The sequence below is a fragment of the Acinetobacter pittii genome (assembly GCF_022449185.1).
In the GTDB taxonomy this organism is placed as follows: Bacteria; Pseudomonadota; Gammaproteobacteria; order Pseudomonadales; family Moraxellaceae; genus Acinetobacter; species Acinetobacter pittii_I.
The window spans coordinates 104,517-123,393 of sequence record NZ_JAKUKO010000008.1 but is presented as its reverse complement, the minus strand read 5'-3'; the positions used below and the strand labels follow the sequence as shown (position 1 = coordinate 123,393).

Genomic DNA, 18,877 nt, shown 5'->3' with positions numbered 1-18,877 from the left:
AATTGTAGCTCATTGCCCAACATAACAGAGGAGTTTTTATGTCGCTACCACGTTATAAAATTACGATGCTTGCCTTATCTTTAGGCGTAGCGTCTGCATTTGTGGGCTGTAGCAGCAATCCAAGTAAAAAAGAAGTGGTCGATACTGGCCCTCAATCTAGTGAACAAGCTTACTTCGAAAAGGCCCAAAAATCGCTTGACCGTGGTCAATATCTTGATGCGACCAAGTCTTTAGAGGCAATCGATACTTATTATCCAACTGGACAATACGCTCAACAAGCACAACTTGAACTTCTATATTCGAAATTTAAACAAAAAGATTATGAAGGCGCGATTGCCTTAGCAGAACGTTTTATTCGTTTAAATCCTCAACATCCAAATGTGGATTATGCTTATTATGTTCGTGCTGTTGCCAATATGGAGCAAAACTACGACAGCTTGCTGCGCTATACCTCTTTGCAGCAATCTCATCGTGATGTGAGTTATTTAAAAGTTGCGTATCAAAACTTTGTTGATTTAATTCGCCGTTTCCCAAGTAGCCAATATTCTGTCGATGCTGCTCAGCGTATGAAATTCATTGGGCAAGAACTTGCTGAAAATGAAATGACTGCTGCCCGCTTCAACGTTAAACGTAAAGCTTGGATCGCCGCTGCAGAACGTTCGCAATGGGTGATTGAACACTATCCACAAACACCTCAAATTCCAGAAGCTTTAGCCACTTTGGCATACAGCTATGACAAGTTAGGTGATAAAGCTACTTCACAACAATATATTGAAGTTTTAAAGCTTAATTATCCAAGCCTTGTGAAAAAAGACGGCACAGTTAATATGCGTGCTGCTCGTAAAGAAGGTAACTGGATCAACCGTGCAACTTTAGGTATCTTCGGTCGTGAATCGACTGCTGCAACGCCAGAGAGCACAACTGAAGCAGAAGCTCCAAAACGTGGTTTCCTCAACCGTGTTAGTTTTGGTTTAATTGGTAATTCAGATAAAGAAGAAACTGAAGCACCAGAACAAACACCTGTTGAAGCTCCTAAGCCTGAACGTAGTTGGACAAACCGTTTAAGCTTCGGTTTATTAGACAAACCTGAGTCACAAGCAGCAGAAAATACAACTGTTGCACCAGCTGTAACCTCTACTGAAGCTTCAACTGATGTTCAATCAGATGAGGCAACACAAGGTGCGGATGACGCTGCTCAATAAATTTAAGCTTTAAAAAACATCAACAAACAGGCAAGTGATATCACTTGCCTGTTTGTTTTTATAAAATATTAAAATATTTATTGGGCATATCTCGATTCATCATGTCAGAATATTCTGACTCACTGTCTCATCAAGTTTTAATACGGTTATCTGAATTATGGCAATTCCACAACATACGATTGATCAAATTCTAGATCGCACAGATATTGTCGATCTGATTGGTCAGCGTGTGAAATTGAAAAAAACCGGACGTACATATTCCGGCTGTTGCCCTTTTCATCAAGAAAAAACACCATCGTTCCATGTCTACCGTGACAAGCAGTATTATCACTGCTTTGGTTGTCAGGCTAACGGAAATGCAATCCGTTTTCTTATGGATATTGATAACCGAAACTTTATTGAGGTAATGAAAGAGTTATCGAGCAGTACCGGAATTGAATTACCTAAAGATAATACTGAAAATAAAAAACTGTCTTATACCCGTCAGGTTACAAAGCCACCTGTTACTAAAACAAATACGGCTGAGCCTGTAACTCCACAGCAACCAAGTGATGAAAGCTACAATACGCTTGAACCCGTTTTTTTTGACGACCCTTTTGCTCAGTTCGAACAGCCATTTAGCTTTGATGAACCCGTTCAAGAAGGTAATTTATATGACCTACTGGAAAATGTTGCTCAGTTCTATGAACAACAATTACCCCATAGTCAAAAGGCAAAAAATTACTTTAAACAGCGTGGACTAACCAATCAGACGATTCAATTTTGGCGCTTAGGCTATGCTCCAGAAGATTGGCAACACCTAGAAAAAGCTTTTCCTTATGATATTGACGGCTTAAAACAACTCGGACTTATCCGCTCAAGTGATAATGGGCGTGATTTTGATTTGTTACGTGACCGCGTCATTTTCCCAATTCGCGACCCTAAAGGCCGAGTGGTTGGTTTTGGTGGGCGTGCTTTAAATGATGAGATAAAACCCAAATATATTAACTCGCCAGACTCAGAAGTCTTTCATAAAAATCAGCTACTTTACGGACTTTATGAAGGAAGAAAGCTTAAATCTAGTGATTGGTTAATGGTTGAAGGCTATATGGATGTCATTGCGCTTCAGCAATATGGCATTACTGGAGCTGTAGCAACCTTAGGGACCGCAAGTAATACTGAACACCTTAATATTTTATTCAAACAAAATAGTCGTATTACGATTGCTTTTGATGGCGATGCAGCAGGTCAAAAAGCAGCACGCAGAACTTTAGAAATTGCTTTACCCCTTCTCAATGATGGTCGTGAACTCAAATTTTTTGTTCTACCCAATGATCACGACCCCGACTCTCTCATCCGTCGAGAAGGACTCGAAAATTTCCAAAAACTATTACAACAAGCCCCTCTTCTGTCCGATTTCGTGTTTGCCCACTTAACAGGTCAACACGATATCAGTACGCCTGAAGGGAAAAGCTTAGTCATGGGAGAACTCAGAGAACTCACCGAGTTATTGCCAAAACAAGGTTCTTTCCGTTACTTACTTACTCAATCTTTCCGTGAAAAACTCGGACTGGGCAAACGTTTTACTCCACAAATCAGCCACGATGCCTCGCTCTCGTTTAACATCCATACAAAAGATGAAGACTTTGCGATTGCAATTTTGATGCATCATCCTTTTCTTTATATTCATTTTGAAGGATTGCGGGCTTATATACAGCAAGATGAATTATTGGCCAAAGTACTGGCAATCTTAAACCGTATTTTTGATGATTTACCAGATGATCAAGAGTTGGCAACTTATTATGTACTTGGTGCGTGTAGTAGTTACTGCCATGAAATCGCCGATATTATGCAAAGAACAAATATTCAAGCATTAACACAGGCTCCTGAAGTAGCTGACAAGTTAGCTAAAGAATATTCATTAAGTCTGCAAGAAAGATATTTACGTCAGAAGCTGAAATCACCGATTTCTTTAATTGAATCAAGAAATCTAAGACAACAACTGAATGAGTTAACGAAACAAATTAGCTTAAAGCTGTTGTCTTAATGTTTTGGCTTACGTTCATGCTCAAATACATCCTGTAAATGCTGCTGTAACCATTCAAAATAATCAGGATTTTCTGCTTTAGCAGCTTCACGTAGCAAGATAGATGTAGGATGTATAAGCTTTTGCGTCAAACGGTGTGCAAATTGCTGTAATACCTGTTCGGCATTCTCACCATGATGCAAAGCTTCTAACGCATGTGTAAGCTCTTGTTGACTAATTTCCTCACTGTGCTGACGGTAAGCATGAATGGTGCTACCCGCCTCTTTAACCTTTTGATGCGTAATAAGCTGAGTAGCTAATTGATTAACCATTACCTCTGCTTCAACAGCCGCCTGACGACGTTGGGCAAGGTTCTCATCAATCACACTTTGTAAATCATCAACACCATATAAATAGACCCCATCAAGTGCTTCAACTTTAGGATCTATATCACGTGGTACCGCTAAATCAACCATTAACATTTGTTGGTAGCGACGTTTCTTCAATGCGGCCTTAACATCAGAATAAGCAATAACTTGATATAAACTACCAGTACAGCTCGACACGACATCAGCACGATATAAATTTTCTGCTAATGCTGAAAACTCAATAATTTCAACTTCAACCTGATGTGCAATCTCCTGAGCCAGCTGGTCAGCACGCTCACGGCTACGATTACAAATAATAATCTTCGCGACACCCATTTCAGCCAAATGCTTAGCAACCAAGCTATTCATTTCACCTGCAGCAACAACCATTACGGTAAGCTTTTCAGGCTTACTAAAAACTTGTAAAGCAAGTTGTGCAACAGCATACCCCATCGAAACAGCATGACTACCGACCGCTGTTTCGGAACGTACACGTTTAGCTGCATAGAAAGCGTATTCAAAAACACTATTTAATTCAGGAGAGACCGTTTGAGCTTCTTTAGACAATGCTAAAGCACTTTTAACCTGCCCTAAAATTTGCGGCTCACCAAGCATGAGAGAATCTAGACCACTCGCCACTCGCATTAAATGTGTAATCGCCTGCGTATTCTCGTAACGATAAACATGATGAATTAACTGCTTTACATCAATATTATTGGCATCGGCTAACCACTTTAGAAGGCTTTCGGCGTTTTCTGCCATGGCATAAACTTCTGTACGGTTACACGTCGAGACAACCACCAAATCCTTTAAGTTTTGGTGATGACGTTGTTCGGCAAGCAAACGACTTAATCGCTCTGCATTGAAAGCAATTTGTTCGCGGAGTTCTACAGAAGCTGTTTGATGGTTGACACCCAATGCAAAGAAAGACATATCAGATCATCATTTCGCTAAATTTATGCTATTGTGCAACATCGGTGTCATAAAAAGCATTACTTTGGATCAATAAAAATTGCGTCAAATGAATAGCCGTATTAATTTTAACGGTGCTTCGATAAGACAGTATTCTACCACATTCTTATTGTTAGGTAGCATGTCCTCGTATGTCTATGCACGTCCTGTGCAAGAGACCTATGCCGTGCATTCATTTGATCAGGCATTAGAGCAAACGATGGTCGCTGAATTTGCTCTAGCTTATGACGATATTCCAAACGCTTTGCATAATTACACAGTGCTCGCAATTAAAAGCAACTCTACATCAATTAAGCAAAGGGCTTTAGACGTTGCACTTGAATATAATGATTTACAAGCTGCGTTAAATATTGCTACACACTGGGTAGCTCAAGAACCTAAAGATGTACCAGCTTTATTTTATTTGTCACACATTGCTTTAAAAACGCACGAATATCAGCTTGCTGCTGAGACATTAGATAAAATCTTAAAGATAGATCCCACTGCTGATTTAGAACAAATTTTAGCCAGCATTGCTCCAGAAAATGCGCAAGATCGAGAAGTACTATTAAAAGCTTTACGTTCTAGCGCAGAAAAAGACAATCCTTCTATTTTGGCACTCATCGCCAATTTAGAGGCACAAAATGGCCAATTACAAACTGCGCTAACCAACATTAACAAAGCATTACGTCGACGTCCTAAAGTAACGAGCTTTATTTTAATGAAAGCAAACTTACTTATTGCTCTCAGCGATCAAGAAGGTGCGCTTAAATGGTATGCAAAGTCGAGTCGTAAAAATAAGAAAAATTTAGATATTCGATTAGCTGAAATCCGCTATCTCATACAAATTAACCAATCTCAGCTTGCGTTAGAAAAACTTGAAAAGATTATAGAAACCAACCCTAAAGCTGAAGAAGCCTTATTTATTGCAGGCTTAACGAGTATTGATTTAAAGCAATATGACAAAGCAGAACAATATCTTGTTGACCTACGAAACTCGGCAAAATACCAAAATGAAGCATATTACTACTTAGCCATTAATGCAGAGCGCAAACAGCATTATGAAACTGCAAAAGCATACTATCGGTTAGTTGATGGGAGTTTATATGTGGTATCTAGACGAAATTTGATCGCAATATATGATAAACAAGAAAATTTACACGATGCTTTACGGTTCCTTACTCAAGAACGAGTAAATTATCCTCAACATGCAAGTTTCTTATATCAAGCCCAAGCTGAAATCTTAAAGAAAATGGGCAATAAAAAAGCTGCACTAAATCTATTAGATGAAGCAATTAAAAACTTACCCGACGACCCAGAACTAATTTACGCGGAAGTTTTACTACTTGATCCATATACGGACCGTGACAAGCTGGACAAAACCTTAAAACAATTATTACAACTTGAGCCCAACAGCCCAACGTATCTAAATGCATATGCTTATACACTGGCACTGCAAAACCGTCGTTTAAAAGAAGCACGTCAGTATGCAGAGCAAGCATTAGAATATGCGCCTGAACAGGCCTCAATTCTTGATACGCTAGGTTATATTGCATTTTTACAGAATGATTATGAAGCTGCGGCGGAAGCCTTAGGCAAAGCGTATGAACTTAGCCATAATATAAATATTGGCGTTCGTTATGCTAAAGCTTTGTATATGCAAGGATCACTCACTCAATTTAGCGCAGTGTTACAACAACTGAAACAAAAACATGCCAATGATCCACAATTACAACAGCTTGATGCGTTAATTTTACCTACATCTGCAAAAAAGAGTTAAATATATGAGCAAATTTGCCCAACTGTGCACAGCGATCTGTGGATCAAGTGTATTATTTCTAACCGGTTGTCAGCATTTTACTCAACCAAAAACGACGGTTACCCAACAAGTTCAAGACGAAAAACACTTTAATTTGCAAGGTAAGATTGGGGTTCGTACACCACAGCAAAGCGGCAGTGCTTTTTTTACCTGGCTTCAACAGCAAGATAATTTTGATATCGAATTAAGCGGTATTTTAGGCGTTGGAAAAACTCAAATTCAGGGTAAACCAGGCGAAGTAACTTTAAACAGTTCTAAAACTGGACTTATTACCGCGGCCTCTCCAGAAGAACTTTTAGAGCGAGCAACGGGTTGGCAAGCACCAATTACGCACTTAACGAGCTGGATTTTAGCCAAACCAGCAACGCTAAATGCTCAAATTACGAAAGACGCTGCAAATCGAGTGAGCCAACTGGTTGAAGATGGCTGGACGGTTAATTTCAGTTACGATGGTGAACAAACTTTGCCGAACAAATTGGTTTTAAAGCAAGCTCTTGCTGAAGATAAAGAAAACCGTATTACAATGGTCATCCAAAACCGCTAAGTCTAATTATATAAATCTATGATTCGAGTTCCTTCCCCTGCTAAGCTCAACCTGTTTTTACATATTACAGGCCGACTTGAAAATGGTTACCATGAGCTACAAACCATTTTCCAACTGATTGATTTATATGATTGGATGACATTTACACCGACTTTGGACGAAGAAATCAAAATTGATGGGTTGAGTGAAGTTCGACCTGAAGAAAATTTGATTTATCGAGCAGCCCAAATACTAAAACCACATGCAAAAAAACTTTGTGGCTTGCACATCAAAATTGAAAAAAATATTCCAATGGGTGCGGGTCTAGGCGGCGGTTCATCTAATGCCGCCACAACGCTTATTGTATTAAATCAATTATGGGAATGTGGCCTAAAGCAAGAACAACTTGCGGACTATGGTGTTAAGCTTGGTGCTGATGTTCCAATTTTTATTTATGGTAAAAATGCATGGGCTGAAGGCATCGGTGAACATTTATCATTCATAGACTTAGATCAAAAACAGTTCATTATTTTAAAACCTGATTGTTTTATCAGCACTCAATTGCTTTTTTCACAAAAAACATTGACAAGAGACTCTAAGACCACTAAATTTTGCGCCTATCAGTTAGAGCCTTCTAATTTTGGAAATAACTTTGAGCCACTGGCTCGACAGTTATACCCTGAAGTAGAAGAAGCAATGCAATATTTAGATCAGTTTGGTCAAGCAAAGCTTACAGGTACAGGTGCTTGTGTTTTCACTGAAGTAACAAATGAAATGAATATTGATGAAATTCTTAACCATTCACCATGTAAATCTTACTTGGTAAATAGTTTAAAAGAATCTCCTCTTAATCATTTTAAGGTTACACGTTAGGGGCGTCGCCAAGTGGTAAGGCACCGGGTTTTGATCTCGGCATCCGTTGGTTCGAATCCAGCCGCCCCTGCCAACCTCACCTGTAATGATGATTATATTAGGGGCGTCGCCAAGTGGTAAGGCACCGGGTTTTGATCTCGGCATCCGTTGGTTCGAATCCAGCCGCCCCTGCCATCATATATATCATCGAATTTAGGGGCGTCGCCAAGTGGTAAGGCACCGGGTTTTGATCTCGGCATCCGTTGGTTCGAATCCAGCCGCCCCTGCCATTCTCTTATTTTAAAGACAGACTTAATTGCTATGCTTTTTGTTGATTAATCTTGACATTGTATTGCAAAAATATTAAAGTTCTGCCGCATTAGGGGCGTCGCCAAGTGGTAAGGCACCGGGTTTTGATCTCGGCATCCGTTGGTTCGAATCCAGCCGCCCCTGCCATCTATTTCATTACATACCAACCGCCAAGGGTGCTTCATGCCCAATCTTGTCGTTTTTAGTGGAAATGCTCATCCACAGTTCGCTCAAAAAGTCGTAAGTCACTTACATATCCCTCTAGGTGCTGCATCAGTCGGTCACTTTTCTGATGGAGAAATTTCAGTAGAAATTACTGAAAATGTTCGTGGTAAAGACGTATTTATCGTTCAGCCTACTTGTGCCCCTACCAATGATAACCTTATGGAAATCTTGGTTATGGCAGATGCTTTGCGTCGTGCAAGTGCTGGTCGTATTACCGCTGTTATCCCTTATTTTGGTTACGCTCGCCAAGACCGTCGTCCACGTTCTGCACGTGTGCCGATTACAGCTAAAGTTGTCGCAGACATGCTTACCACTGTTGGTATTGACCGTGTTGTGATGATCGACTTACATGCTGACCAAATTCAAGGTTTCTTCGATATTCCAGTCGACAACATCTACGGTACTCCTGCTTTGCTTGCTGACTTACGTCAACAACAACATGACAACCTTATGGTGGTTTCTCCTGACGTTGGCGGTGTAGTACGTGCTCGTGCTGTTGCCAAACAGATGGGTGACATCGATTTAGCAATTATTGATAAACGTCGTCAAAAAGCCAATGAGTCGCAAGTTATGCACTTAATTGGTGACGTAAAAGATCGTGATTGCGTTATCGTAGACGATATGGTTGATACTGCTGGTACATTGTGTAAAGCAGCTGATGCGCTTAAGCAATTTGGTGCACGTCGTGTAGTTGCATACGCAACTCACCCTGTACTATCAGGTAAGGCTATTGAAAACTTACGTAATTCAGTTATTGATGAACTGGTTGTGACTGATACCATTCCTCTTTCTGAAGAAGCATTGACCTTAGGCAAGATCCGTCAGGTTTCTGTTGCTAGCATGGTTGCTGAAACGATTCGTCGTATTAATAACGAAGAGTCTATCAGTGCAATGTTCGATAGTTTATAATATTGCAGCTTTTTATAAACCCTAGCCTTGGCTGGGGTTTTCTATCACTAAACTGGTCGCAAGTTTAGTCTTTTAAACTTTAATGAGGATTTACTCATGGCAAACTTCGTATTAAACGCTCAAGCGCGTGCTGAAGACAAACAAGGGAAAGGTGCGAGCCGCCGCCTTCGTCGCGAAGCTTTAATTCCAGCTATCATTTATGGTGGCAACGCTGAGCCTGTAACTGTTACTTTAGAACTTCGTGAGCTTGTAAAAGCTTTAGAAAGCAATGCTTTCTTTGAAGAAGTTGTAGAAATCAAAGTGGGCGACAAAGTTGAAAACGTTAAAATCCAAGCGTTACAACGTCACCCATCTAAAAACACTCCTATGCACGCTGACTTTAAACGCGCATAAGTGTTTAAAGGCGTAGATTAGTGTCAAATATTTCGCTAATTGTTGGTTTGGGCAATCCTGGTTCAGAATATGCCCAAACCCGCCATAATGCAGGTTTTTGGTTCATTGAACAGCTTGCTGACAAATATGGCATTACATTAAAAAATGATCCGAAATTTCACGGAATCAGTGGACGTGGTAATATAGAAGGACACGATGTCCGTCTACTTCTACCCACTACATTTATGAACCGTTCTGGACAAAGTGTAGTTCCATTTGCAAAATTCTATCAAATTGCTCCCGAAGCAATTTTGATTGCTCATGATGAACTTGATATGAACCCAGGTGTAATTCGTCTTAAAACAGGCGGTGGACACGGTGGTCATAACGGTTTACGTGACATTGTCCCTCATATTGGTCCAAATTTTCACCGTTTACGTATTGGTATCGGACATCCTGGCTCGAAAGAGAAAGTTTCAGGTCACGTACTTGGAAAAGCACCAAGTAGTGAACAAAGTCTGATGGATGCTGCAATTGATCATGCCCTTTCTAAAGTGAAGCTACTTGTTCAAGGACAAGTTCCACAGGCCATGAATCAAATTAATGCATATAAACCCACTTAAATTGTTGAACAATCATGCTTGCTATCTTGCTTTTTTAGGAGCAAAATGCGCATCAGCCACTTTGCCAACCGCAAAAGCTAAAGATTTCACCATAAGATCTACATCTTAGGTCTACTCAGGAGACGCTAGCCATGCTATCTCGTTTATTAAAATGCAAAATTCACCGTGCAGTTGTAACCCATGCTGAACTTCACTATGAAGGTTCTTGTGCAATTGATGGCGTATTGATGGACTTAGCTGGTATTCGTGAATATGAAGAAATTCATGTTTGGAATGTAACCAATGGCAAACGCTTCACAACTTATGCGATTCGTGGTGAAGATAACTCTGGAATTATTTCAGTAAACGGCGGTGCTGCACATCAAGCAGACGTTGGCGATTTAGTAATTATTGCTACATTTGGTGATTTTACTGAAGCTGAAGCAAATATTCATAAACCACGTTTGGTATATGCTAATCCAAATAATACAGTCAACCACACAGCGAATTGCATTCCTGTTCAAGTTGCCTAATTTATTTTAAGAATAAAAAGCCCGCATTGACGGGCTTTTATTATTTTATAAATCCTTAATAGTTCCTTCCCACCAGTTCTTTTGTTTTTCACAATTTAATGGTTGAAGCTGCTCTCCTCGTAATTCGAACAATATCGCCTCTCCTTCAGGATTTACCTTAAATTCAGCATATTTGGCTTTTTCATAACATTGAGCCAAGCCTTCTGCAAACAAGAAACTGCGAGAGGCAGGATATAAAGCCTGCAAACGATTTTCAGGATTTTTTAAAATTAACCTCTGCCCAGCAAATGAATTATTGATATCTAAAATGGTACGAACTACGCGATTTTGTGAATCCAAAATAACTTTTGCGGGAACGGAAGAGCGATTAAAAATCACCTGTTCCAGAGCCTCACCTTCACTTCCTGCAAGAGCTTTAGCTTTAAGAGATTGTAAATGTAATTCATAAGCCAGTGCCATATAGTCACCTTGTAAAATTGAACGAGGATCAACTGGCTTAAGCTCAATGAAAATACTTTTACTATGGTGCAAATGCCATTCGTTTTTCGCCACTAAACCTGCAAAAAATAATAGCGTGATAACGGCAAGAATAAGAGAAAAATACTTTTTCATTCTTTCTCTCCTTTAATAAGATCATTTTTACTTTCACATTGAAGTAACCAATACAGAGCCAACAAAACAATGCCCGAAATAAAAATAGATGCACTCTTAGCCAGAAAAGTTATTTCTAGGTTGTAATAGAGCTGCCAGAACACAAAAACGAATACAGTTAAGCTCACTCCATACACAATATAATCTTTCTTTTTTAATGCCCACGTTAAAATAATAAGCAGGATGAAAATTTCAAAATATCCCAACACAATAAGTAACACACCAAATATTAAAAAGGCGAAAAAAGTGAGTGCCTTAAGTTGTCGATATAAATGAAGAACACTAAAGCAAAGTAACCAAACAACAGGTAGCAAATATAAAACCCATAACTGCTGATCTATCGAATTTTCTGGTACCAACCCCATAAAAGTATTGAAAAAAGAAGCTACAAGAATTACGACCAGCACGCATAAAAAAATACTACGCTCGTATAGGGCTATTGATTCTCTCTTAGGTAAGAGCACCAAACTAAAAACCAAGTAACTGAGCAAAGTTAAATTTAAATAAGTCTGAGTAGAATGTATTGACCACAATGAATGGTCCAGTTGTAGCAAATAGATAAAAGCTATGCCATACGTAGCAAGCATTTGAATTAAAATGAAGAACCAATGTGGTTTAAGAAAATAACTAATACATAGAATAATAATCTGTGCAATTAAAACCCATAGAATTTGATCTGTTTCTGAACCAAGATGAAACAAGAAAGCGGTCTGCCCACTGATAAACAAACAATAGGCAAATTGCCGAAAGAAATAGCTTTGTGATTTCTTTAAAAGAATAAACGTCAATCCAACAAAAACAACTCCAATAACTAAAGAAATAGCTTCCCAAAACACCAGCGTAAAAGCTGCAAGTGACAAGCCAGCAAGCCAAGCACCAATTGCCAATGGAATGACATAAAAGCGGCTTTGACGAAAAATTTTTATTAAAAGATAGCTGATCAGCGCAAACCAAATAAAAATAATGCCTGCAATCAATAAAAATATGAACTCATTAGAGTCTTTAAATAGGTTATTAATCCCATCTACAAGCCATATCGTTGCAGTCACACCAAGAACAGCTGCCATCAAACTAGCACATAGCTGATCATCTTTTTTGAAGAAATAATAAAAAACGACTATTCCGGAAAAGAAGGCAGAAATTAGATAAGGAATATTCTCATTCGATAAATATTGAATCATTCCAATAATCGAAATAATGGCGAACCAAGCGATAAAGACAAATCGTAAAGCACGATATTTCTTTATACATACCCAAAACTCAATAAGGCTTAATAAATTTAGAGCGATTAAATATAAATAAGGAAACTTTTCAGACCAGAAAGTCTGTTTAAAAAATAAAAAAAGTGTAAGTTGACTGGTAATACAAATTAAAGCAAAGATTCCAATATTCGGTCGATATAACCACGGCAGTAAAAGCAATGTCCAAATTAAAAAAAGCAAATAACTGTCTGCACCAGTTTGATAAACCTGTCCAATAACAGCCAAGCTTAAACCTATCATCAAACCACAAACGCTATGTAAGGTCTGCCTAACCCCATCGCTTAAAGTATCTTTTGTGCTGAACCATGCTGTTACAAGTAATATAACGGGCGGGATAGCGAGTTGAATACTGTCTGGAAGCATCAACCAGTTGGCAGCAATTAAATACAGAATACTTACCGCCATAAATACATAACTGAAAATATGGAGATGCTGAATAAATGAGCTATTGGTTAGAGGATAATAGTCTCTTATCTGCATGAAACACCTATTTTATTTATAATTTTCTATAAAAAACATAGCATTCCATTTTCATATCAACAAGTAAGCTCTTGTTAAAAAGCCTATTTCGATTTATGAAAATGCTTATTCATAAAGAAACTTAGCATTCTATAAAAGCATCTAGCCAATTCTATCAAGCGCGCTATAATAAAACCCATCGCTTCAGGGCGGGGTGCAATTCCCCACCGGTGGTAAAGTTAATTTTTATAAATAGATTAACAAGCCCACGAGCTTAAATTGTGTAATTTGAGCAGATTTGGTGAAACTCCAAAGCCGACGGTATAGTCCGGATGAAAGAAGACGACGAACTGGGATAAATCCGTTTTATTTCAGTGCCAGCCTGTTTTTACATCAGTCCTGAAATGTTCAACCGTATTTTTTACGAGAGCGTTTCATTATGTCTAGCTTAATTCAACCAGAACTTTTTTTCTCAGCCCTCTCTCCTGCTGAGCAACGCATTCAACAAGCATTAGAAGATATCCGTCAAGGCAAGCCTGTCTTGGTTATGGACGACTTTGATCGCGAAAATGAAGCAGATTTAATTGTTGCAGCCGAAACTTTAACGGTAGAAACAATGGCACGTATGATTCGTGATGGTTCAGGGATTGTATGTTTATGCCTTACAGAAGAGCTAGCAGATCATCTAGAACTTCCTCCAATGGTTTCTCAAAACTCAAGCCAGTTTCATACCGCTTTTACAGTGACCATTGAGGCAGCTCAAGGCGTTACCACTGGTGTTTCTGCTAAAGACCGTGTAACAACTATTCAAACTGCTATTAAAGATGGCGCTGTTGCAAGTGACTTAAATCGTCCGGGACACGTTTTCCCATTACGTGCACGTAATGGTGGAGTCCTTACTCGTCGAGGTCATACCGAGGGAACAATTGATCTAGCAAGATTAGCCGGTTTAAAACCTGCTGGCGTATTATGTGAATTAACCAATCCAGATGGCACGATGGCATCGGGCATTCAAGTTTTAGCATATGCTCAAACTCATCACTTAACGGTGATTACGATTGAAGAACTTGTTCAATACCGCCAGCAACACGGTATTTAAATAAAAAAGGTTTGGCTTTAGATCAAAGCCAAACCTTCAAATTAAAATTTAATAATATTTAAGAAACTTTCTTTTGTGCTGCCAGTTCTTCAACATAGTCCAAAAGCTCAGAAAATTGCGTAATCATTGCTTTTGGCTGTGCTTGAGCAAGTTCCTCTGCTGTTCCGTAACCATAAGTCACCGCTACCGCCTCAATACCATTATGACGAGCACCTAAAACGTCATATTGGCGATCACCGACCATTAAACACTCTTCAGGATTTAGTTGCTCATGTTCCAAAATATAATGAATGAGTTCAGCTTTATTAGTGCGCTCACCAGTTAATTCACTTCCATAAATATGTACAAAGTATTGGCTTAATTCAAAATGTTCCAAGATGCGTTTTGCATAAATCGTTGGTTTAGCAGTTGCGACAAATAAACGATATCCTTCTTTTTTTAAAGCGCTAAGCGTTTTTGCAACAGATGGATATACTTCATTTTCAAATAGGCCAACCACCGAAAAACGCTCGCGATAAGCAAGTAAAGCTTGTTCAGCTAAAGCATCATCTTGAGTAGCTAATAATTTTGCGAGTGATGGCTTCAAGGGTGGGCCAATTGTCCAATCAATATCTAAATCGGCAGCCAATGGATAGCCTAATTTCTCCATTGCATAGCGAATTGAAGTATGGATTCCAACTTTTGGGTCTGTTAAGGTTCCATCTAAATCAATCAAAATATGTTTTATAGCCATTCAATCATTAACCCAGTAAAGTATTTAATTCAATTGGTCGAGAGTTTAATCAAACTCTCTTATACTAACGTAAATTTAAATTGAAAAGGAAATAACCGTGCGTCCAACCGTACTTTGTTTCTCGGGTTTAGACCCTTCAGGTGGTGCAGGTTTACAAGCCGATATCGAAGCAATTGGACAAAGTGGTGCCCATGCAGCAATTGCATGTACTGCCCTCACTATTCAAAACTCACAACAAGTATTTGGCTTCGAAGCAACCTCAAAAGAACTCTTATTAGCACAAGCAAATGCAGTTGTAGGTGACTTACCCATTAAATGTGTTAAGTCAGGCATGCTTGGTACGACAGATAATATTGCTGCACTAGCTGAATTTTTACGTGCTCATCCTGACTATCAATATGTACTTGATCCTGTTTTAGTCGCAAACAGTGGTGGCTCTTTAGGTGATCAGGCAACTCTCGTTAAAGCGTTCGTTGAACTTATCCCTCTCGCCACAATTATTACCCCAAATACCGTTGAATTACGCGCTCTAACAGGTATTACTGATTTAGATCAAGCCACTCAAAAGCTTTTTGAAATGGGTGCTAAAGCTGTTCTAGTGAAAGGTGGACATGAAGATACACCAGATCATATTAAAAATAGTTTATATATCGATGGTGAACTAGCAGCGAGTAGTAGCTGTCCTCGCCTTGAAGGTGAATATCACGGCTCAGGTTGTTCTTTAGCTAGCTTTATCGCTGGCCGTTTAGCTTTAGGTGATTCTTTAAAAATTGCAGTACAGCATGCTGAAACATGGTTATTCGGTGTTTTAAAAAATGCAGACACCCCTGTACCAAACGGACAAAAGATTCCAAAGCGTTTTTAAAAGCACAAAAAAGGCGCTTAAAGCGCCTTTTTTATTAATCTTAATTATTGAGGAATGCGTAAAACTTGTCCTGGGAAAATCTCATCGGGATCTTTTAACATTGGTTTATTTGCTTCAAAGATTTTTGGATATTGATTTGCATCACCGTAAACTTCTTTCGCAATTTTTGAAAGGTTATCACCAGATTTCACTGTATAAAATTTACTTTCTGGTTCAGGAGTTGCCACTGTCATCTGGTCATCTACTTGAGCCACATGATCAATGTTTCCAACAATAAGAATAATTTTCTCTTTATCTGCTTGGCTTTTTACCTGCCCTTTAATAATTGCAGTATCAGTAGTACCGTTATAGGTTACAGATAAGCCTTCTACCCCTAAGCCCAAACTTTTAATTAAACCTAATAATTTATTTGCAACTTCTTGTGCAGAAGGTTCTGCTGGTGTTGCCGGAGCTGGTTGTGGTTCTGCTGGTGCGGTATTTTTCTTGCCAATACCTTTTACAAAATCAAAAAGACCCATCTTTTAGTCCTCATATTATTGTTTATAGTAAAGTCACTAAACTGACCCTTATTGTTATACTTCAAAAAAGTTATGCCTCTGCTATCAATTGAGGTTGATCTTGTAAAATTATGTATCTCTTAAATTTTTTCTAAAATAAAAAAAAGCCACCTTACGGTGGCCTTCTTTTTATTCAGCAATATGCGAATTAACCAAGTTTTTTAGTTACATAGTCAATTGCAGATTGAACTGTAGTGATTTCGTTAGAATCTTCATCAGGGATAGTGATGTCGAAGTCGTTTTCGAAAGACATAACAAGTTCAACTAAATCTAAAGAGTCAGCACCTAAGTCATCCATAAAAGATGCTTCGTTTTTAATCTCTTCAGCTTTAAGACCAAGTTGTTCTGCAACCGCTTGTTTAACGCGTTGTTCGATATCGCTCACAGGAATTCTCCTCATTGCTTGTGGCGTTTAATTTGCCACTAGTTTAATTGAATATAAAAATTTTTAAAAGTTTATACATCGGCGTTAGGCCATGTATAAACCACCATTTACATGTAATACCGTACCGGTAATGTAACCTGCTTTATCACTTGCAAGGAAACTCACCGCATTTGCGATATCTTGTGGCTCACCTAAGCGATTTAAAGCCACTTGATCACTCATTTTTTTGCGAATGTCTTCACTAAGTGCATCTGTCATTTCTGTTGCAATAAAGCCTGGCGCCACACTGTTTACAGTAATTTGGCGGCTACCCATCTCTTTTGCAAGGCTACGGCTGAATGCTTCAATACCTGCTTTAGCAGCAGAATAGTTCGCTTGGCCTGGGTTTGCAAAGTGAGCTACAACAGAACTGATATTAACAATTCGACCAAAACGTGCCTTCGTCATACCCTTAAGCACACGTTTAGATAAACGATAAACTGCTTTAAGGTGAATGTTGAGAATGTCATCCCAATCATCTTCAGACATACGAAGCAACAAATTGTCTTTCGTAATACCTGCATTGTTAACTAGAACAAGTACAGGACCATAGTTCTGTTCAATATGAGAAACGACTGCTTCAATCTCATCGAGATTACGCACGTCGAGCGCCAAACCTGCACCTTGTTCACCAAAGCTATCACTTAACTTTTGTGCACCAGATTCAGAAGTCGCAGTACCTACAACAAAATAACCGTCTTGAATAAGTTGCTGGGCAATGGCAGCGCCAATACCCCGACTCGCGCCCGTTACTAATGCAACTTTGCGTTCTTGTGTCATGCAATTTTTCCTTCTGCCACTAAAACAGCATTTAGGGCATCTTCCATTTTGCTCTTACTATCAATAGAAAAAGCTTTTTCAATATTTGGTAAACGCTTTGCGAGGTTACTCAATACTGTACCTGGACCACACTCAACAATGTATTGAATACCTTGGTCTTGTAGAGACTGCATGGTACGTGTCCATTGTACTGATTGATACAATTGTGCAGTTAATGCCTGACGCAATTGAGCAACATCGGTAGCTATTCCCGCGTTGACATTTTGTATTACAGGAATGGTAGGTAGCTCAATGGCAGTTTGTTCCAAAGCTTCTGCAAATTTCTCAGCGGCAGGTTTCATCAACGAACAATGAGAAGGAACTGACACTGGTAAAGCAATTGCTTTAGCTGACTGCTCTTTTGCCAAAGCCATAACTTCTTGTACAGAAGCTGTACTTCCTGCAATCACAACTTGACCTTGTGAATTATAGTTTGCAGCTTCTACAGAACCTTCACCTGATGCACTCACGGTTTGACAAAGTTCAACCACTTTTTCATCAGCCAAACCAAGGATTGCAGCCATAGCCCCTTGACCCTGAGGTACAGCACTTTGCATGAGCTTGCCACGCAAGTTAACTAATTTAACTGCATCCGCCAAGCTCATAGAGCCTGCAGCTACCAATGCACTGTATTCACCTAGTGAATGTCCTGCAAGGTATTTAGGTGCCAGACCACCTAAATCAAGCCATACACGCCATAAAGCGATACTGGCAGTTAATAACACAGGTTGGGTATTTTCTGTTTGGTCGAGACCTTCGCCACTTTGCGCAATATGCCAAAGATCAAATCCAAGAGCATCTGAAGCTTCTGCAAAAGTTTGCCCGACCCCACTAAACTGTTCTGCTAGTTCAGCAAGCATACCGACTTTTTGTGAACCTTGACCAGGAAACACAAATGCAGTTTTTGTGGCTAAAGCTACTTGTTCAAGACGTTTAGCAGACATAAGAAATCCTTTTTTGGGTTTTCACTCATTTCTGGAGCGGAAATTTAACATGTTATTTATATATTTATAATTGCGAAAAACAACAAAAAAAGGGAGCTTTCGCTCCCATTTTTTCTATACTTAAGCATCACGCTTAATGCATATCATGCAATTATTCAGCATCAGCTGCTTTAGCGAATAATTGACGACCACGGTAGAAACCGTCTTTAGTCACGTGGTGACGACGATGAGTTTCACCAGTTGCTTGGTCTACTGTTAATGCATTCTCGGTTAAAGCGTCATGTGAACGGCGCATGTCACGGCGAGAGCGACTTTTACGGTTTTGCTGAACGGCCATGATGGCTCCTTACAAAGATCGAAAAAATGGATCAGAACAAATTCAGTTGTCTTATCT

General features: G+C 39.2%; 20 protein-coding genes, 4 tRNA genes and 1 riboswitch. Of the genes, 15 read left to right on the top strand and 9 right to left on the bottom strand.

What is annotated here, in order from left to right; all coding sequences use genetic code 11:
- Positions 1-38: 38 nt before the first annotated feature.
- Together comL and dnaG are read left to right on the top strand one after the other, a co-directional pair.
- A complete protein-coding gene (gene comL / locus MKX14_RS16060; protein ID WP_046813403.1) occupies positions 39-1,202 on the top strand; it encodes an outer membrane protein assembly factor BamD in 1,164 nt (387 codons plus the stop codon).
- A gap of 157 nt (positions 1,203-1,359) precedes the next feature.
- Positions 1,360-3,228, top strand: a complete 1,869-nt coding sequence (gene dnaG / locus MKX14_RS16055) for a DNA primase (RefSeq protein ID WP_240282957.1) — start codon at positions 1,360-1,362, stop codon at positions 3,226-3,228.
- Here the strand turns inward: dnaG and hemA are convergent.
- Entirely contained in the window at positions 3,225-4,508 is a 1,284-nt protein-coding gene (hemA, locus tag MKX14_RS16050; protein ID WP_046813404.1) for a glutamyl-tRNA reductase, read from the bottom strand. The two genes, dnaG and hemA, sit on opposite strands and share 4 nt — an antisense overlap.
- 88 nt (positions 4,509-4,596) lie before the next feature.
- Here hemA and MKX14_RS16045 point away from each other — a divergent pair, with 88 nt between their 5' ends.
- The 11 genes from MKX14_RS16045 (at position 4,597) to panD (ending at position 10,670) form a co-directional block, all read left to right on the top strand.
- Positions 4,597-6,306, top strand: a complete 1,710-nt coding sequence (locus tag MKX14_RS16045; protein WP_240282964.1) for a tetratricopeptide repeat protein — start codon at positions 4,597-4,599, stop codon at positions 6,304-6,306.
- Between the two features lie 4 nt (positions 6,307-6,310).
- Complete coding sequence (lolB, locus tag MKX14_RS16040) at positions 6,311-6,889, top strand: lipoprotein insertase outer membrane protein LolB (RefSeq protein WP_108011782.1); 579 nt, start codon at positions 6,311-6,313, stop codon at positions 6,887-6,889.
- 18 nt (positions 6,890-6,907) lie between these two features.
- Complete coding sequence (ispE, locus tag MKX14_RS16035) at positions 6,908-7,741, top strand: 4-(cytidine 5'-diphospho)-2-C-methyl-D-erythritol kinase (RefSeq protein WP_240282956.1); 834 nt, start codon at positions 6,908-6,910, stop codon at positions 7,739-7,741.
- A tRNA-Gln gene (locus MKX14_RS16030) sits at positions 7,740-7,814 on the top strand. Before ispE ends, MKX14_RS16030 begins: the two co-directional genes overlap by 2 nt.
- A 26-nt stretch (positions 7,815-7,840) precedes the next feature.
- Positions 7,841-7,915 (top strand) — tRNA-Gln (locus MKX14_RS16025).
- 20 nt (positions 7,916-7,935) lie between these two features.
- Positions 7,936-8,010: transfer RNA gene (locus tag MKX14_RS16020), tRNA-Gln, on the top strand.
- A 91-nt stretch (positions 8,011-8,101) separates the two neighbouring features.
- Positions 8,102-8,176 (top strand) — tRNA-Gln (locus MKX14_RS16015).
- 36 nt (positions 8,177-8,212) lie between these two features.
- A complete protein-coding gene (locus MKX14_RS16010; protein ID WP_002120445.1) occupies positions 8,213-9,163 on the top strand; it encodes a ribose-phosphate pyrophosphokinase in 951 nt (316 codons plus the stop codon).
- Between the two features lie 96 nt (positions 9,164-9,259).
- Positions 9,260-9,556: a 50S ribosomal protein L25 gene (gene rplY, locus MKX14_RS16005; RefSeq protein ID WP_002120443.1), complete on the top strand. Its 297-nt coding sequence runs from the start codon at positions 9,260-9,262 to the stop codon at positions 9,554-9,556.
- A gap of 20 nt (positions 9,557-9,576) precedes the next feature.
- Complete coding sequence (gene pth / locus MKX14_RS16000) at positions 9,577-10,158, top strand: aminoacyl-tRNA hydrolase (protein ID WP_002120328.1); 582 nt, start codon at positions 9,577-9,579, stop codon at positions 10,156-10,158.
- A gap of 131 nt (positions 10,159-10,289) precedes the next feature.
- The gene (gene panD, locus MKX14_RS15995; RefSeq protein WP_002120296.1) at positions 10,290-10,670 is read left to right on the top strand and encodes an aspartate 1-decarboxylase; all 381 of its coding nucleotides are present in this window, start codon (positions 10,290-10,292) and stop codon (positions 10,668-10,670) included.
- 45 nt (positions 10,671-10,715) lie between these two features.
- Here the strand turns inward: panD and MKX14_RS15990 are convergent, their stop codons facing one another.
- Both MKX14_RS15990 and MKX14_RS15985 read right to left on the bottom strand, forming a co-directional pair.
- Positions 10,716-11,282 (bottom strand): GDYXXLXY domain-containing protein, encoded by a 567-nt coding sequence (locus MKX14_RS15990; protein ID WP_233735061.1) that lies wholly within the window; start codon positions 11,280-11,282, stop codon positions 10,716-10,718.
- Complete coding sequence (locus tag MKX14_RS15985; protein WP_240282955.1) at positions 11,279-13,063, bottom strand: DUF2157 domain-containing protein; 1,785 nt, start codon at positions 13,061-13,063, stop codon at positions 11,279-11,281. The genes MKX14_RS15990 and MKX14_RS15985 overlap by 4 nt, the downstream gene beginning before the upstream one ends.
- 176 nt (positions 13,064-13,239) lie before the next feature.
- Positions 13,240-13,390: riboswitch (FMN riboswitch) on the top strand.
- Between the two features lie 91 nt (positions 13,391-13,481).
- Between MKX14_RS15985 and ribB the strand changes: the two genes are divergently transcribed.
- On the top strand, positions 13,482-14,141 hold the full coding sequence (ribB, locus tag MKX14_RS15980; protein ID WP_005070969.1) for a 3,4-dihydroxy-2-butanone-4-phosphate synthase: 660 nt from the start codon (positions 13,482-13,484) through the stop codon (positions 14,139-14,141).
- Positions 14,142-14,199: 58 nt separating this feature from the next.
- Here ribB and MKX14_RS15975 read toward each other — a convergent pair whose 3' ends face one another.
- Positions 14,200-14,874: an HAD-IA family hydrolase gene (locus MKX14_RS15975; protein WP_046812152.1), complete on the bottom strand. Its 675-nt coding sequence runs from the start codon at positions 14,872-14,874 to the stop codon at positions 14,200-14,202.
- Positions 14,875-14,971: 97 nt separating this feature from the next.
- On the opposite strand from MKX14_RS15975, the gene thiED reads away from it, so the two are divergent.
- Positions 14,972-15,739 carry a hydroxymethylpyrimidine/phosphomethylpyrimidine kinase gene (thiED, locus tag MKX14_RS15970; RefSeq protein WP_016144494.1) on the top strand — a complete coding sequence of 256 codons (768 nt, stop codon included), beginning with the start codon at positions 14,972-14,974 and terminating at the stop codon, positions 15,737-15,739.
- 44 nt (positions 15,740-15,783) lie between these two features.
- On the opposite strand, the gene lysM is transcribed toward thiED, so the two are convergent.
- The 5 genes from lysM to rpmF form a co-directional block, all read right to left on the bottom strand.
- The gene (lysM, locus tag MKX14_RS15965) at positions 15,784-16,257 is read right to left on the bottom strand and encodes a peptidoglycan-binding protein LysM (RefSeq protein ID WP_002120434.1); all 474 of its coding nucleotides are present in this window, start codon (positions 16,255-16,257) and stop codon (positions 15,784-15,786) included.
- 187 nt (positions 16,258-16,444) lie between these two features.
- Positions 16,445-16,681: an acyl carrier protein gene (gene acpP / locus MKX14_RS15960; RefSeq protein ID WP_001279871.1), complete on the bottom strand. Its 237-nt coding sequence runs from the start codon at positions 16,679-16,681 to the stop codon at positions 16,445-16,447.
- An 84-nt stretch (positions 16,682-16,765) separates the two neighbouring features.
- The gene (fabG, locus tag MKX14_RS15955) at positions 16,766-17,500 is read right to left on the bottom strand and encodes a 3-oxoacyl-ACP reductase FabG (RefSeq protein ID WP_046812153.1); all 735 of its coding nucleotides are present in this window, start codon (positions 17,498-17,500) and stop codon (positions 16,766-16,768) included.
- Positions 17,497-18,483 carry an ACP S-malonyltransferase gene (gene fabD, locus MKX14_RS15950; RefSeq protein WP_002120357.1) on the bottom strand — a complete coding sequence of 329 codons (987 nt, stop codon included), beginning with the start codon at positions 18,481-18,483 and terminating at the stop codon, positions 17,497-17,499. The genes fabG and fabD overlap by 4 nt, the downstream gene beginning before the upstream one ends.
- 151 nt (positions 18,484-18,634) lie before the next feature.
- A complete protein-coding gene (rpmF, locus tag MKX14_RS15945; protein WP_000290730.1) occupies positions 18,635-18,820 on the bottom strand; it encodes a 50S ribosomal protein L32 in 186 nt (61 codons plus the stop codon).
- Positions 18,821-18,877 lie beyond the last annotated feature (57 nt).

Coding starts and splice junctions, on each gene's coding strand:
- MKX14_RS15975 (WP_046812152.1), bottom strand. CDS start 14,874: ATGGCTATAAAACATATTTTGATTGATTTAGATGGAACCTTAACAGAC.
- rplY (WP_002120443.1), top strand. CDS start 9,260: ATGGCAAACTTCGTATTAAACGCTCAAGCGCGTGCTGAAGACAAACAA.
- dnaG (WP_240282957.1), top strand. CDS start 1,360: ATGGCAATTCCACAACATACGATTGATCAAATTCTAGATCGCACAGAT.
- MKX14_RS15990 (WP_233735061.1), bottom strand. CDS start 11,282: ATGAAAAAGTATTTTTCTCTTATTCTTGCCGTTATCACGCTATTATTT.
- hemA (WP_046813404.1), bottom strand. CDS start 4,508: ATGTCTTTCTTTGCATTGGGTGTCAACCATCAAACAGCTTCTGTAGAA.
- ribB (WP_005070969.1), top strand. CDS start 13,482: ATGTCTAGCTTAATTCAACCAGAACTTTTTTTCTCAGCCCTCTCTCCT.
- fabD (WP_002120357.1), bottom strand. CDS start 18,483: ATGTCTGCTAAACGTCTTGAACAAGTAGCTTTAGCCACAAAAACTGCA.
- lolB (WP_108011782.1), top strand. CDS start 6,311: ATGAGCAAATTTGCCCAACTGTGCACAGCGATCTGTGGATCAAGTGTA.
- rpmF (WP_000290730.1), bottom strand. CDS start 18,820: ATGGCCGTTCAGCAAAACCGTAAAAGTCGCTCTCGCCGTGACATGCGC.
- ispE (WP_240282956.1), top strand. CDS start 6,908: ATGATTCGAGTTCCTTCCCCTGCTAAGCTCAACCTGTTTTTACATATT.
- lysM (WP_002120434.1), bottom strand. CDS start 16,257: ATGGGTCTTTTTGATTTTGTAAAAGGTATTGGCAAGAAAAATACCGCA.
- MKX14_RS16010 (WP_002120445.1), top strand. CDS start 8,213: ATGCCCAATCTTGTCGTTTTTAGTGGAAATGCTCATCCACAGTTCGCT.
- fabG (WP_046812153.1), bottom strand. CDS start 17,500: ATGACACAAGAACGCAAAGTTGCATTAGTAACGGGCGCGAGTCGGGGT.
- panD (WP_002120296.1), top strand. CDS start 10,290: ATGCTATCTCGTTTATTAAAATGCAAAATTCACCGTGCAGTTGTAACC.
- MKX14_RS15985 (WP_240282955.1), bottom strand. CDS start 13,063: ATGCAGATAAGAGACTATTATCCTCTAACCAATAGCTCATTTATTCAG.
- MKX14_RS16045 (WP_240282964.1), top strand. CDS start 4,597: ATGAATAGCCGTATTAATTTTAACGGTGCTTCGATAAGACAGTATTCT.
- comL (WP_046813403.1), top strand. CDS start 39: ATGTCGCTACCACGTTATAAAATTACGATGCTTGCCTTATCTTTAGGC.